General features: G+C 44.3%; 14 protein-coding genes. 11 read left to right on the top strand and 3 right to left on the bottom strand.

Annotated elements, in window-relative coordinates:
- Positions 1 to 65: 65 nt before the first annotated feature.
- From serC to ONT18_RS05465, 4 genes are all read left to right on the top strand, one after another.
- Positions 66 to 1,136, top strand: coding sequence for a 3-phosphoserine/phosphohydroxythreonine transaminase (gene serC, locus ONT18_RS05480; protein WP_264904439.1), 1,071 nt, complete (start codon positions 66 to 68; stop codon positions 1,134 to 1,136).
- A 13-nt stretch (positions 1,137 to 1,149) separates the two neighbouring features.
- Positions 1,150 to 2,067, top strand: a complete 918-nt coding sequence (locus ONT18_RS05475; RefSeq protein WP_264904438.1) for an NAD(P)-dependent oxidoreductase — start codon at positions 1,150 to 1,152, stop codon at positions 2,065 to 2,067.
- A gap of 127 nt (positions 2,068 to 2,194) precedes the next feature.
- Positions 2,195 to 3,529, top strand: coding sequence for a DUF1015 domain-containing protein (locus tag ONT18_RS05470; protein WP_118200442.1), 1,335 nt, complete (start codon positions 2,195 to 2,197; stop codon positions 3,527 to 3,529).
- The gene (locus tag ONT18_RS05465; protein ID WP_006849028.1) at positions 3,529 to 4,116 is read left to right on the top strand and encodes an IMPACT family protein; all 588 of its coding nucleotides are present in this window, start codon (positions 3,529 to 3,531) and stop codon (positions 4,114 to 4,116) included. Before ONT18_RS05470 ends, ONT18_RS05465 begins: the two co-directional genes overlap by 1 nt.
- A gap of 194 nt (positions 4,117 to 4,310) precedes the next feature.
- Here ONT18_RS05465 and uvrB read toward each other — a convergent pair whose 3' ends face one another.
- Complete coding sequence (uvrB, locus tag ONT18_RS05460) at positions 4,311 to 6,356, bottom strand: excinuclease ABC subunit UvrB (RefSeq protein ID WP_264904437.1); 2,046 nt, start codon at positions 6,354 to 6,356, stop codon at positions 4,311 to 4,313.
- 158 nt (positions 6,357 to 6,514) lie between these two features.
- On the opposite strand from uvrB, the gene ONT18_RS05455 reads away from it, so the two are divergent.
- The 5 genes from ONT18_RS05455 to ONT18_RS05435 all read left to right on the top strand — a co-directional run bounded on the left by ONT18_RS05455 (position 6,515) and on the right by ONT18_RS05435 (position 10,514).
- The gene (locus ONT18_RS05455; RefSeq protein WP_118253384.1) at positions 6,515 to 7,381 is read left to right on the top strand and encodes an outer membrane protein assembly factor BamD; all 867 of its coding nucleotides are present in this window, start codon (positions 6,515 to 6,517) and stop codon (positions 7,379 to 7,381) included.
- A gap of 55 nt (positions 7,382 to 7,436) precedes the next feature.
- Positions 7,437 to 7,787: a DNA-directed RNA polymerase subunit omega gene (locus ONT18_RS05450; RefSeq protein WP_006849031.1), complete on the top strand. Its 351-nt coding sequence runs from the start codon at positions 7,437 to 7,439 to the stop codon at positions 7,785 to 7,787.
- 14 nt (positions 7,788 to 7,801) lie between these two features.
- Complete coding sequence (locus tag ONT18_RS05445; RefSeq protein ID WP_006849032.1) at positions 7,802 to 8,269, top strand: DUF4293 domain-containing protein; 468 nt, start codon at positions 7,802 to 7,804, stop codon at positions 8,267 to 8,269.
- Between the two features lie 139 nt (positions 8,270 to 8,408).
- Positions 8,409 to 8,939, top strand: coding sequence for a 30S ribosomal protein S16 (locus ONT18_RS05440; RefSeq protein WP_022121818.1), 531 nt, complete (start codon positions 8,409 to 8,411; stop codon positions 8,937 to 8,939).
- A 90-nt stretch (positions 8,940 to 9,029) separates the two neighbouring features.
- The gene (locus ONT18_RS05435) at positions 9,030 to 10,514 is read left to right on the top strand and encodes a hypothetical protein (protein ID WP_264904436.1); all 1,485 of its coding nucleotides are present in this window, start codon (positions 9,030 to 9,032) and stop codon (positions 10,512 to 10,514) included.
- Positions 10,515 to 10,707: 193 nt separating this feature from the next.
- Here the strand turns inward: ONT18_RS05435 and ONT18_RS05430 are convergent, their stop codons facing one another.
- The gene (locus ONT18_RS05430) at positions 10,708 to 11,721 is read right to left on the bottom strand and encodes a GGGtGRT protein (protein ID WP_022121816.1); all 1,014 of its coding nucleotides are present in this window, start codon (positions 11,719 to 11,721) and stop codon (positions 10,708 to 10,710) included.
- A 15-nt stretch (positions 11,722 to 11,736) separates the two neighbouring features.
- Positions 11,737 to 12,438, bottom strand: a complete 702-nt coding sequence (locus ONT18_RS05425; RefSeq protein ID WP_006849036.1) for an iron-sulfur cluster assembly scaffold protein — start codon at positions 12,436 to 12,438, stop codon at positions 11,737 to 11,739.
- Between the two features lie 241 nt (positions 12,439 to 12,679).
- Here ONT18_RS05425 and ONT18_RS05420 point away from each other — a divergent pair, with 241 nt between their 5' ends.
- Positions 12,680 to 13,189 (top strand): DMP19 family protein, encoded by a 510-nt coding sequence (locus ONT18_RS05420; protein WP_022121815.1) that lies wholly within the window; start codon positions 12,680 to 12,682, stop codon positions 13,187 to 13,189.
- Between the two features lie 25 nt (positions 13,190 to 13,214).
- Complete coding sequence (gene smpB / locus ONT18_RS05415) at positions 13,215 to 13,694, top strand: SsrA-binding protein SmpB (protein ID WP_006849038.1); 480 nt, start codon at positions 13,215 to 13,217, stop codon at positions 13,692 to 13,694.
- The last annotated feature ends 2 nt before the right edge of the window (positions 13,695 to 13,696 follow it).

The raw sequence follows: 13,696 nt of genomic DNA, 5'->3' as shown, positions 1-13,696 counted from the left end.
TATTGTGCACTAATTTTTCCTGCTAACAGGATTATATCGTATAAAACTTAAATAATTATACAAAGATGAAGAAGTACAATTTTAACGCAGGTCCATCAATGCTTCCACGCGAAGTGATTGAGAACACAGCAAAGCAGATTTTGGATTTTAATGGTTCAGGTCTTTCATTGATGGAAATCAGCCACCGTGCTAAGGATTTCCAGCCAGTAGTTGATGAGGCAGTCTCCTTATTCAAGGAGCTTCTTGACATTCCTGAGGGTTATTCCGTAATCTTCCTTGGTGGTGGTGCGTCATTGCAGTTTATGCAGATTCCAGCAAACTTCCTCATCAAGAAGGCTGCCTACATTAATTCTGGCACTTGGGCTAAGAAGGCAATGAAAGAGGCAAAGCATTTTGGTGAGGTCGTGGAGATCGCATCATCGTCCGACGCCAATTTCACTTTCTATCCACAGGTTCCTAACACTGTACCAGCCGATTGTGATTACTTGCATTTGACAAGCAACAATACTATATATGGTACTGAACTCCGTGTAGATCCAGATGTAAACGTACCATTGATTTCTGATATGTCTTCAGATATCATGAGCCGTCCAGTAGATGTTTCTAAGTATACTGCCATCTATGCAGGTGCTCAGAAGAATCTTTCTATGGCAGGTGTTACCGTTATCATCGTTAAGGATGATATGCTTGGCAAGGCTCCTCGCGAGCTTCCTACAATGCTCGATTATCGTACTCACGTTGAGAAGGGCAGTATGTTCAATACTCCTCCTGTTGTTCCTATCTATACCTTGATGGAGAATCTCCGCTGGTTGAAGGCTAATGGTGGTGTTGAGGCTGCTGATAAGCGAGCTCACGAACGTGCAGAAGTTCTTTATGCTGAAATCGACCGCAACAAACTCTTCAAGGGTACAGTGGAAGAGTCTTCACGCTCATTGATGAACATCTGCTTCGTGATGAACGATGAGTACAAGGAGTTGGAGAAGCCATTCCTCGACTTCGCTACAGAGCGTGGCATGGTAGGTATCAAGGGTCACCGCTCAGTGGGTGGTTTCCGTGCCAGCTGCTACAATGCACAGACCATGGAGGGTGTTCAGGCACTCGTCAAGGCCATGCAGGATTTTGAAGCACAACATTAATTTTTGAATTTGTATGAAAGTATTAGTTGCAACAGAAAAGCCATTCGCAGCGGCTGCTGTGGAAGGCATTAAGAAAGAAATAGAGGGAGCAGGCAACGAATTGGTGCTGCTCGAAAAATATACAGAGAAAGCTCAGCTTCTCGATGCAGTGATGGATGTGGACGCGATGATTATCCGCTCTGACAAGGCTGATGCCGAGGTGCTCGATGCAGCAAAGAACCTGAAGATTATCGTTCGTGCCGGTGCGGGTTATGATAACATTGACCTTGCTGCTGCTACTGCTCATAATGTAGTGGCTGAGAATACTCCTGGTCAGAACTCTAACGCAGTAGCTGAGTTGGTATTCGGTCTGCTGGTTTTCACCGTTCGTAATTTCTACAACGGCAAGGCTGGCAGCGAGTTGAAGGGTAAGAAACTGGGTATTCTTGCTTTCGGTAATGTTGGTCGAAATGTGGCTCGCATCGCCAAGGGATTTGGCATGGAAGTAGCTGCTTACGATGCATTCTGCCCAGCTGATGTTATCGAGGCTGCCGGTGTTCATGCTGTAAAGTCACAGGATGAGTTGTTCCAGACTTGTGACATCGTTTCTCTTCATGTCCCTGCTACTCCAGAGACTATCAAGAGCATCGACTACAAGACCGTAAACCAGTTGCCTAAGGGTGGCATCCTCATCAATACAGCGCGTAAGGAGGTTATCAATGAGCCTGAGCTCCTGAAACTTCTTGCTGAGCGTGAGGACTTGAAGTTCATCACTGATATCAAGCCTGATGCTGATGCAGACTTTGCCAAGTTCGAGGGTCGCTACTTCTCAACTCCTAAGAAGATGGGTGCACAGACTGCAGAAGCAAATATCAATGCCGGTATTGCTGCAGCTAAGCAGATTAATGCGTTCTTTGCTGATGGTTGCACAAAATATCAAGTAAATAAATAAAAATTAGGATATAAAAAAGCTCATAGAGGGTGCTTTAGCTAGTGCCCTTTATGGGCTTTTTATCTTTACAGACTTCATGATAGACTTGCCCTTTGTGGGCTTTTATTCATTAAAATCAATAAACATTATGGCTATAGTTAAACCATTTAAGGGTATTCGTCCCCCAAAAGATTTAGTTGAGCAAGTTGAGTCTCGTCCTTACGATGTTCTCAATTCTGAGGAAGCACGTGCCGAGGCAGGCGATAACGAGAAGAGCCTTTATCATATTATTAAACCTGAAATCAATTTCGAACCAGGAACTTCTGAGTACGATCCACGAGTGTATGAAAGCGCTGCAGAGAACTTCAGAAAGTTCCAGGAGAATGGCTGGTTGAAACAGGATGATAAGGAACAGTATTATATCTATGCACAGACTATGAATGGCAAGACTCAGTATGGTCTTGTTGTAGGTGCGTATGTAAACGACTATATGACGGGTGTCATCAAGAAACATGAACTGACACGCCGCGATAAGGAAGAAGACCGTATGAAGCATGTGCGTGTATGCAATGCCAATATCGAACCAGTATTCTTCGCTTATCCTGATAATGAGGTGCTTAACGAACTTCTGATGCGTTATGCAGCAACAACGCCGGAGTATGATTTCATTGCTCCAATAGATGGTTTCCGTCATCAGTTCTGGGTTGTAAGCGATGATCAGGATATTGCCACAATTACAGCGGAATTTGCCAAGATGCCTAGCCTTTATATTGCTGACGGTCATCACCGTAGTGCAGCAGCAGCTCTGGTAGGTGCAGAAAAAGCTAAGCAGAATCCTAATCATACAGGTAAGGAGGAATATAACTACTTTATGGCAGTTTGTTTCCAGGCAAGTCAGCTTACCATTCTCGATTATAACCGAGTTGTGAAGGATTTGAATGGTCTGACTTCTGATCAGTTCCTCGATGCTTTGACAAAGAATTTCGAGGTGATAGATATTGATGCAATCAATGTGAATGTATCTGGTGATGAAGAGGGCATACCTTGCTATGAAAAGATGGCTATTGATGATGCTATCAGCCAGTTTGGCTTGGATATTCTGAAACCAGCTGCTCTCCATTCTTTCCTCCTCTATCTGGATGGTAAATGGTACGGTTTGTTTGCCAAGCCGGGTACCTATGATGATGCTGATCCAATCGGCGTGCTCGATGTGGATATTTCATCTCGCCTGATTCTTGATGAAATTCTGGGTATCAAGGATTTACGTTCTGATAAGCGCATCGATTTTGTGGGCGGTCTTCGCGGTCTCGGTGAGTTGAAACGTCGTGTGGATAGCGGCGAGATGAAGATGGCACTTGCTTTGCATCCGGTTACTATGCAGCAGATTATGGACATCGCTGACAGTGGTAAGATTATGCCACCTAAGGCAACATGGTTTGAACCTAAGTTGCGCAGCGGGTTGATTATTCACAAGTTGGATTAATGATAGACGAATTTAAGACTATATCAGATACGATAGGCGAGGGATATTACACCGAGAAAAGGAGTAAGTTTCTCGCCTTTGCTCACCATGTTACAACTGTTGACGAGGTGAAGGAAATTGTTGCCGGGTACCGTAAGAAATATTACGATGCCCGACATTGTTGTTATGCATATATGCTAGGTCCAGAACGGACAGAGTTCCGTGCCAATGATGATGGCGAACCTTCTTCTACGGCAGGAAAACCAATCCTCGGCCAAATCACGAAATCAGAATTGACGGATATTTTAATTGTCGTCATCCGATATTTCGGAGGAGTGAAATTGGGAACCAGCGGACTCATTGTTGCTTATCGTGAAGCTGCCATTGATGCTTTGGCTCATTGTGAGGAGGTTACGCAACAGATAGAGGAAATAGTAACCTATGATTTTACTTATCCGATGATGAATGATGTGATGAGGATTGTCAAAGATATGAATCCGCGTATCTTGGATCAGACTTTCGATAATACTTGCAGCATCAAACTCTCTATCAGAAAGAGCGAGGCTGAGCAGTTACGTTCCCGTCTGAAAAAGCTGTCGTTTGAATAGCAGATAGCTGACAGACAGATGAATAACTGCTGGGTAAATAAAAAGAGGGTGTGTTGTAAGCAGGATAACATATCAGTAATATTTCAACAACATATCAGTAATATTCCAACAACATATCAGTAATATTCCAACAAAAAGAGGGTGAATCATTAATTTATGATACACCCTCTTTTTGATGGTTATTTCTTTTGAATTTATCCCTTTTCTTCCAATTCCTTCTGCAATCGGATGATTTCATCGCGATATTGGGCAGCTTGCATGAAGTCGAGGTCTTTGGCAGCTTGCTTCATCAATGCCGTAGTATTGGCAATGCTCTTCTCCAATTCTTCCTTGCTCATACTGCGAACAATAGGGTCGGCAACGAAGGCTGCACTTTCCGGTTCCACGTAAACGCGAGGCTTGGAACCCTCGGCTCCCATCGGAACAATCTTTGCTCCTTCTTCCTTGCTAGTAGGCAGAGCTGAGGTTATTGCCTTCACAATCTGTTTTGGTGTAATGCCATGGTCTGCATTGTATTTCAACTGGATGCTTCGGCGGCGGGCTGTTTCATCTATCGTTTTCTGCATGCTGTCTGTGATGTTGTCTGCATACATGATTACTTTGCCGTTCACATTTCGGGCTGCACGGCCTGCCGTCTGGGTCAGAGAACGGTGACTGCGAAGGAAGCCTTCCTTGTCTGCATCGAGAATAGCTACGAGCGAAACTTCCGGCAAGTCGAGTCCTTCTCGTAACAGGTTGACACCCACCAGTACATCGTATACTCCTGCACGGAGATCGTTCATGATCTTTACTCGGTCTAAGGTTGCCACATCACTGTGGATATAGGCAGCCTTTACGTTGTGGTTGAGCAGGAACTCGGTGAGTTCTTCTGCCATGCGCTTTGTAAGAGTCGTAATCAGAACTCGCTCGTTGCGGTGTGTTCTTGTTAATATTTCGTCCAGAAGATCATCTATCTGATTCTCACTTGGACGGACTTCGATTTCCGGGTCCAGGAGTCCTGTAGGACGAATCAGCTGTTCTACAACCACGCCTTCGGCTTCTCTCAATTCATAGTCTGCCGGAGTTGCGCTTACATAGATGGCCTGCGGAATGAGATCGTGAAATTCCTCGAATTTCAGCGGACGGTTATCGAAGGCTGCGGGCAAACGGAAACCATATTCTACCAGGTTCTTCTTTCGTGCCCGGTCGCCTCCATACATGGCGCCAATCTGTGGGATGCTCACATGGCTCTCGTCAACCACAAGCAGGAAATCTTTAGGGAAGAAATCGAGCAGGCAATACGGGCGTTCGCCTTCGTGTCTGCCATCAAAATAGCGGGAATAGTTCTCGATGCCCGAACAGTGGCCTAATTCCTTGATCATTTCCATATCATATTCTACACGTTCCTTGATGCGCTGTGCCTTGATTCCATCTCCAATACTCTTGAAGAATTCTACCTGTTTAACCAGGTCGTCCTGAATTCTGCGAATGGCACTTTCCTGCTGTTCTTTTGTTGTTACGAAAAGGTTGGCAGGATAAATCTCGTAATCTTCGAACGAGGCAAGGCGGTGATAAGTGAGCGAATCCACTTCTTCGATACTGTCAATCTCATCGTCCCACCATGTTACTCGCAAAACATGATCGCTGTAAGCCATAAAGATATCAACCGTTTCGCCTTTCACTCTAAAGTTGCCACGTTGCAGTTCTATATCATTTCTAACGTAAAGTGCTTCAACGAGTTTCCTCAGAAATTCATTTCTGTCGAGTCGCTGCCCGCGATGAATCTTGATGATGTTCTCCTGCATCGCCATAGGTCCGCCCATACCATAGATGCACGATACGGATGAGACAACGATGACATCCTTTCTGCCCGAGAGAAGGGCAGAAACAGCACCGAGTCGCAACTTGTCTATTTCATCATTGATGGCGAGGTCTTTTTCTATATATGTATCTGTTGTAGGCAGATAAGCTTCCGGCTGATAATAGTCGTAGTATGAAACATAATATTCTACAGCGTTCTCAGGGAAGAAACCCTTCATCTCCTGATACAGTTGGGCGGCAAGAGTCTTGTTGTGGCTCAAGATGAGCGTAGGCTTCCCCACGTTGGCAATCACGTTTGCCACCGTAAAGGTTTTACCCGAGCCGGTTACACCCAACAACACCTGTGCAGGGTCTCCTTCAAGCACCCCCTCTGTGAGTTGCCTGATGGCTTGCGGCTGGTCGCCAGTCGGCTTATATTTTGATGTAATCTTAAAATCCATTTTCTTCCTGATTTCTTCTCAAAAGTTCTGTTTCAAGGTGCAAAATTACAAAAAAAACGCCATTAATCGTTATAAAGATTAATTTTTTACGAAAAAATGTATCTTTTCTTTTGATAATAAGTAAATTATGAGTAACTTTGCAGTTCAAAATGAGAATTATGAAAAAATTGACTCTTATTGCATCGTGTGTTGCATTGCTCTTGTCGAGCTGTGCCCACGAATATAACCAGGTATTGAAATCAGGCGATTATACTTATAAGTATGAGTACGCCAAGCAGAGCTATGCCCAGGGCAAGTATTCCCGTGCCATTCCTCTTCTGCAGGAACTGGTAACGATGAAGAAAGGTTCTACCGAGGGTGAGGAATGTTTGTACATGCTGGCTATGGCCGAGTATGGTATGAAGGATTATGAGACTGCTGCAGAGTATTTCAAGAAGTATTACTCTTCTTATCCTAAAGGTAAGTTTGCTGAAAATGCAAAGTACTTTGTTGGAGAGAGTCTGTATCAGAATGCTCCAGAGCCTCGTCTTGACCAGAGTACCACGATTACAGCCATCGCAGCCTTCCAGGAGTTCCTGGATCTTTATCCAGATGCCCGACTCAAGCAGCAGGCTACAAACCGCCTTTTTGCTCTTCAGGACCTCTTGGTTGAGAAGGAGTATAAGAGTGCCAAGCTCTATTTTGATATGGGTACCTATTTCGGCAACTGTACCAGCGGAGGCAATAATTATGAGGCTTGTATCGTAACTGCACAGAATGCGCTTAAGGATTATCCTTACAGCAACCGACGCGAGGAGTTTGCATCGCTCATCATGAAAGGTAAATACGAACTGGCAAAGATGAGTGTCGAGAAAAAGCAGCTGGAGCGCTATCAGGATGCTGAGGATGAGTGTTATGGCTTTATCAACGAATATCCTGATTCAAAGGACCGTGCACTTGCCGAGAAGTATATCGAGAAGTGCAAGCAGTACGAGAAAGAGCATCCGGAGTCAGCTCTCGACCAGCTTGGCAATAATGCCAATTAAAAAAAGCATATATATAATAAGGTAAAAACAATATAATAATAATAGTACTATAATTATGGATTTCAAAAAATCAAAGGCACCAGTAAACACAGTAACTCGCAACATTATGGATCTCTGCGATGATACCCATAATATCTACGAGAGCGTAGCTATCATTGCAAAGCGCGCTAATCAGATTTCTATCGAAATCAAGCAGGAGTTGAGCAAGAAACTTCAGGAGTTTGCTTCTTATAACGATTCTTTGGAGGAAGTTTTTGAGAACCGCGAACAGATTGAAATCTCTCGCTACTACGAGAAGTTGCCAAAGCCAACTTTGCTCGCTACAGAAGAGTTTATTGAGAATAATATTTATTGGCGCGATCCTACCAAGACATCTGCACCAATGGTTCACGAGAGCGAAATTTAATATTCCAGAGCTATATGATACAGCGTAAACAGACATTATTTCTGCTCTTTGCTGTCATCGCTATTGCTATCTGTCTTTTCCTTCCTATCGCCAGCATCGCAGCTAAGACGATGGGAGGAGACACTATGGTTTATAACCTCGGAGTGGTAGGGGAGGCAGGAATGCAGATTTCAACTACTTGCGTTCCTCTGTTCCTTCTGCTCGCCGTTTCAGCCATCATAGCATTGGTAAACATCTTTTTGTACAAGAATCTGAAGCTTCAGAAATCACTCTGTTCACTTGCCATGCTTTTTGCAGGTTTATGGTATGTAGATTATATCGTGATGTTCATGGGCTTGATTCCTGTTCCTGAAGCAGAAGGAACGATGAAGTTTCAGTTTGCCGCTTGCCTTCCTTTGGTAGCAATCATATTCGAATGGATGGCAATGAAAGGTGTGAACGATGACATCAAACTCTTGAGAGCAGCAGACCGAATCAGATAAAAAATGCTAAAAAAGCATTTGAATATCGATAAAAGTTTGCTCAATTCAAATAAAAGTAGTAATTTTGCACCCGCTGTCACGAGATGGCAGCATAAAATTCAAACCTCATTATAAATTAAATTAAAATTAAGATTTAAAAATGGCAACAAAAATCAGATTGCAGCGCGGCGGTCGTAAAAGCTATGCTTTCTACAGCATCGTAATCGCTGACGTTAGAGCACCACGTGATGGTAAATTTACTGAGAAGATTGGTACTTTCAACCCTAATACCAATCCAGCTACTGTAGATTTGAATTTCGAGCGCGCACTCTACTGGGTAGAGACTGGTGCACAGCCAACAGACACAGTTCGCAACATCCTCAAGGGCGAGGGCGTTTACTTGATGAAGCACCTCAAGGGTGGCGTTAAGAAGGGCGCATTCGACGATGCTGAGGCTCAGAAGCGTTTCGACGCTTGGAAGAATAGCAAGGACGCTAAGATTTCTGCTGTTCGCGAGGGCGATGCTAAGGCAAAGAAGGAAGCTGCTGCTAAGGAGCTCGAGGCTGAGAAGAAGATGAACGAAGCAATCGCTAAGAAGGTAGCTGATAAGAAGGCTGCTGCAGCTGCTGCTGAGGCAGAGGCTAAGGCTGCTGAGGAAGCTCCTGCAGAGGAGGCTCCAGCTGAGGCTTAATCTTCGACAGAATCTTCTTTTGAGATTTTAAAGTATAAAGGTTGAATTTCTCTTTCGGGAAATCCAACCTTTTTTTTGTTTCTTTTGATTATGGGTGATAAAAAGGAAAACAGTTATTCGCATATTCTGAAATATACAGGATTGTTTGGCAGTGTGCAAGGATTGGGAATTCTTGTAGGAGTTTTGCGCAATAAATTTACGGCGCTCTTCCTCGGACCTTCTGGAATGGGACTGCTGTCTCTTTTCAGCTCAACGATATCTGTTCTCAGTTCTGCGTGTAATTTCGGCATTCCTACAAGTGGTGTTAAATTTATTTCAGAAAAGGAACATACTGCAGATGAATCGCAGTCCGAAAAGGCTGATATCGCCGGGGCGGTTCTTCTTGTCCGCACCTATAGTCTGCTTGCTGCATTTTTCGGAGCCATCGTCTGTGTTCTTCTGGGTCCGTTACTCAATGGGTTTACTTTTTCCTGGGGCAATCATACGCTACATTTCATTCTCCTGGCACCAACCATTTTCTTCACGATTCTGGCTGGAGGTGAAACTGCCATTCTGAAAGCTACCGGACAGTTGCGTGCGTTGGCGATGCAGGCAAGTCTTCTGGCTATTCTTCTGCTTTTGGTTTCGGTTCCGGTTTATTGGATATTTGGTGAGAGAGGTATTCTGCCCGTTCTGTTCATTTTGGCATTTATGCAATGGGCTCTGAATTTTCGATATTCCCGACGAGTTGTAGGGTGGGGCGTAAATATGCGAAAAATGACGCTAGTTGCAGGTTTCCCACTTTTGCGACTTGGCGGGGCATTTGTACTTTCGGGTTTGATGAATAGCGGATGCGAATTTCTGATTCGTGCCTTTTTGAACCAACAAGGCGATCTGGAAGTTGTCGGACTTTTCAATGCCGGTATAACGATTGTCTTTGTTTATGCGGGAATGGTGTTCTCGGTCATGGATCAGGATTTTTATCCCCGTCTCTCCGGCATTTCGGGTTCCAGAAAAAACGAGGAGTCTGTTAAAGAGCGCAATCTCTGTGTGAACCGCCAACTTGAAATGAATGTCCTGTTGCTGGGGCCTATCGTTGCAGCTATCATTTTAGGTCTGCCTCTCATTATTCCGATATTATACAATGCCCAGTTTATGGGGATGCTTCAGATGACTCAGCTTGCTGCTGTTGCCATGTTGTTCAAGGCCGTTTATCTTCCGATAGAATATCTCCCGTTGTCAAGAGGCGATTCCAGGCTATTTCTCATTCAGGAAAGTTTTTGTGTTATCTTGCTGATAATCTGTGAAATAGCTGGTTATCAGTTAGATGGATTGAGAGGAGTAGGAGGGGGTATTGCTGTGGCTTATGCCATAGAGACCATTGCCGTCTTGATTTTCAGCAGGGCCGTTTATGGTTATCGTTTATCCGCTCTTGGTTTCAGATTCTGTATCTTTCAGCTTCTGATTCTGCTCCTGGTGTTGTTCCTGGTTTTCATGATCAGTTATCGTGATTGGCTTTACTGGCTGATTGGCGTAATCATTGTACTCATGAGTACATCGTTTAGTTTTAGGAAAATTAGAAAACTGGTTAGATAAGAATAGAAATACTGTAGGATAAATTATTTTCTCCGAAAGATAGAAGAATATCTCCGAAAGATAAAAAAATATCTCCGAGAGATAATTTTTTATTCCAGTAAGATATAAGATTATTCCAGTAGGATAAATTAAGAAAAAGCCTTGAGAATCAGCTGATTCTCAAGGCTTTTATATGTTTTGTATCTCAAAGAAATTACTTCTTGTTGATAGCGAGGTCGATAGCTACGGCAATAGCAACAGTAGCACCTACCATAGGGTTGTTACCCATACCGAGGAAGCCCATCATCTCTACGTGAGCAGGAACTGAAGAAGAACCTGCGAACTGAGCGTCTGAGTGCATACGACCCATAGTATCAGTCATACCGTAAGAAGCAGGACCAGCAGCCATGTTATCTGGGTGCAAAGTACGACCTGTACCACCACCAGAAGCTACTGAGAAGTATGGCTTACCAGCAGCAATACGCTCCTTCTTGTATGTACCAGCTACTGGGTGCTGGAAACGTGTAGGGTTTGTAGAGTTACCAGTGATAGATACATCTACATCCTCGCTCCAGTTGATAGCAACACCCTCGCGAACGTCGTCAGCGCCATAGCAGTTAACCTTAGCACGTGGACCATCGCTGTAAGCGATGCGGTTAACAACCTTCAACTCACCTGTATAGTAGTCGAACTTTGTCTGTACGTATGTGAAACCGTTGATGCGGCTGATGATCTGAGCAGCATCCTTACCAAGACCGTTCAAGATAACGCGCAATGGGTTCTTGCGAACCTTGTTTGCCATCTCAGCAATCTTGATAGCACCCTCAGCAGCAGCGAAAGACTCGTGACCAGCCAAGAAAGCGAAGCACTGAGTCTCCTCACGGAGCAAACGAGCAGCCAAGTTACCGTGACCAAGACCAACCTTACGGTCGTCAGCTACAGAACCTGGGATGCAGAAAGCCTGCAAACCGATACCGATAGCCTCAGCTGCATCAGCAGCAGTCTTAACACCTTTCTTGATAGCGATAGCAGCACCAGCTACATACGCCCACTTAGCGTTCTCGAAGCAGATACGCTGAGTATCTTCACACATCTGATAAGGGTCAACACCTGCGTCCTCGCAGATTTGATTAGCCTCTTCCAAGCTCTTGATACCGTTAGCATTAAGAGCAGCAAGAACCTGCTTCTCGCGACGTTCCTGACTTTCGTAACTTACTTTTCTAATCATATCTGTATCTCCTTATTATTCTTTACGTGGATCAATAGCTTTAACAACACCCTGCTCAGCAGTTGTACGACCGTAGCTACCTGTGAACTTCTTGACAGCCTCGTTAGCGTCCATACCGTTCTTGATAGCTTCCATCATCTTGCCGAGGTGAACATACTCATAACCACAAACCTGGCTGTCCTTATCGAGGAACTGCTTTGTGATGTAACCCTCTGTCAACTCGAGGTAACGTGTACCCTTAGCTACAGTACCATAGAGAGTACCAGTCTGTGAACGAAGACCCTTACCCAAGTCCTCAAGACCTGCACCGATAACGAGACCGCCCTCAGAGAAAGCGCTCTGGCTACGACCGTAAACAATCTGGAGGAAGAGCTCGCGCATAGCTGTATTGATAGCATCGCATACGAGGTCAGTGTTCAAAGCCTCAAGAATAGTCTTGCCTGGGAGAATCTCAGAAGCCATAGCAGCTGAGTGAGTCATACCAGTACAACCGATAGTCTCAACAAGAGCCTCCTGAATAACGCCTTCCTTGATGTTCAAAGAGAGCTTGCAAGCACCCTGCTGAGGAGCACACCAACCCACACCGTGAGTATAACCAGAGATGTCTTTGATCTCTTTTGCCTGAATCCATTTTCCCTCTTCAGGAATTGGAGCTGGTCCGTGGTTAGGACCCTTAGCGACAACGCACATGTTGTCTACTTCTTTAGAATAGATCATATTCGCTAAATTTTATATTAATGAATATTATAAGTATAAAGTTCTGTACTTAATTCATATTGTTTTGCTGAAACATCGGTGCCATCACCTCAATTCCGAGCACAAAAGTACAAAAAAAATCCGGAAAATACCTAAAATTGGGTATTCTTTTTAACTCTTTAACCTAATATTTAGATTTTTTCTTGGGTTTATGCACAATTTCATGTATCTTTGCAAACTGAAAATTGCAATTTTGTAGATTATGATCGAAGTAAAGATAAACGATGCCAAGCTTCAGCATGCTGCCGAGGCGGGCATGGATGAATTTGTAAAGGCTTTCGTGGACGCTATCCGCGAAGCGATTGGTGGTGAACTGACTGCCGAAACCATGGCGCAGCTCAACAGCGACCAGATTACTCTTCTGGCTTGGGATATCCTGCATGAGGAGATGATGGATGGCGGAATGGTTCAGCTCATACATAACGGTTACGGTGCTTTCCTCTGGAAGAACCCTACCGACAAGGCGTTTAAAAACTGGGGATTGACAGAACTCGCCAAACTCATCAAGAAGAGTCATTTCCTGTATAAGACAAACCATGAGGAGATTGAGCGCGATCTGACCGATGAGGAGTTTATGGCGCTCTACGAAAAATTTCCTGAGTTTGATGATTTTGACGATGAGTTCGTTGAGAACGAAGAAGAGTGGACCAGCAAGGTTGCCTTCTACATCGATGATCATATCGACAATTTCTGCGAAATTGTCAAACTATAAACTTATAATACATTATTATATATATATGAACAAGCAAGAACAGGAACTCCGTAAGAAGAGTCCGATACAGATACGCAACAAGAAGGCTTCGTTCGAGTACTTCTTCGTTGATACTTATACCGCAGGCATTGTGCTTACGGGTACAGAGATAAAGTCAATCCGTGGCGGAAAGGCTTCGCTGGTAGATTGTTATTGCGATTTCTATCAGGGCGAACTTTGGGTCAAGGGAATGAACATCTCTCCTTATTTTTATGGTTCTTTCAGCAATCATGAGGCTCGCCGCGACCGCAAGCTTCTTCTCACCAAGCGCGAATTGCGCCGTCTTGAAGAGGACAGCAAGCAGCCTGGTTTCACCATTGTTCCAACCCTCATCTTTATCGATAATCACGGTAGAGCCAAGGTGGATATTGCCCTCTGTAAGGGAAAGAAGGAGTATGACAAGCGCCAGACTCTGAAAGAAAAGGAAGACAGAAGGGAGATGGATAGAGCAATCAAGCACTTTTAGAC

The sequence above is a fragment of the Segatella copri genome (assembly GCF_026015295.1).
Taxonomy (GTDB): domain Bacteria; phylum Bacteroidota; class Bacteroidia; order Bacteroidales; family Bacteroidaceae; genus Prevotella; species Prevotella copri_C.
The sequence above is the reverse complement of the archived record's forward strand: the minus strand, read 5'-3'. Positions and strand labels throughout refer to the sequence as shown.

Bases quoted from the DNA above. Each gene is read 5' to 3' on its own strand.
- serC (WP_264904439.1), top strand. From the start codon at position 66: ATGAAGAAGTACAATTTTAACGCAGGTCCATCAATGCTTCCACGCGAA.
- ONT18_RS05475 (WP_264904438.1), top strand. From the start codon at position 1,150: ATGAAAGTATTAGTTGCAACAGAAAAGCCATTCGCAGCGGCTGCTGTG.
- ONT18_RS05470 (WP_118200442.1), top strand. From the start codon at position 2,195: ATGGCTATAGTTAAACCATTTAAGGGTATTCGTCCCCCAAAAGATTTA.
- ONT18_RS05465 (WP_006849028.1), top strand. From the start codon at position 3,529: ATGATAGACGAATTTAAGACTATATCAGATACGATAGGCGAGGGATAT.
- uvrB (WP_264904437.1), bottom strand. From the start codon at position 6,356: ATGGATTTTAAGATTACATCAAAATATAAGCCGACTGGCGACCAGCCG.
- ONT18_RS05455 (WP_118253384.1), top strand. From the start codon at position 6,515: ATGAAAAAATTGACTCTTATTGCATCGTGTGTTGCATTGCTCTTGTCG.
- ONT18_RS05450 (WP_006849031.1), top strand. From the start codon at position 7,437: ATGGATTTCAAAAAATCAAAGGCACCAGTAAACACAGTAACTCGCAAC.
- ONT18_RS05445 (WP_006849032.1), top strand. From the start codon at position 7,802: ATGATACAGCGTAAACAGACATTATTTCTGCTCTTTGCTGTCATCGCT.
- ONT18_RS05440 (WP_022121818.1), top strand. From the start codon at position 8,409: ATGGCAACAAAAATCAGATTGCAGCGCGGCGGTCGTAAAAGCTATGCT.
- ONT18_RS05435 (WP_264904436.1), top strand. From the start codon at position 9,030: ATGGGTGATAAAAAGGAAAACAGTTATTCGCATATTCTGAAATATACA.
- ONT18_RS05430 (WP_022121816.1), bottom strand. From the start codon at position 11,721: ATGATTAGAAAAGTAAGTTACGAAAGTCAGGAACGTCGCGAGAAGCAG.
- ONT18_RS05425 (WP_006849036.1), bottom strand. From the start codon at position 12,438: ATGATCTATTCTAAAGAAGTAGACAACATGTGCGTTGTCGCTAAGGGT.
- ONT18_RS05420 (WP_022121815.1), top strand. From the start codon at position 12,680: ATGATCGAAGTAAAGATAAACGATGCCAAGCTTCAGCATGCTGCCGAG.
- smpB (WP_006849038.1), top strand. From the start codon at position 13,215: ATGAACAAGCAAGAACAGGAACTCCGTAAGAAGAGTCCGATACAGATA.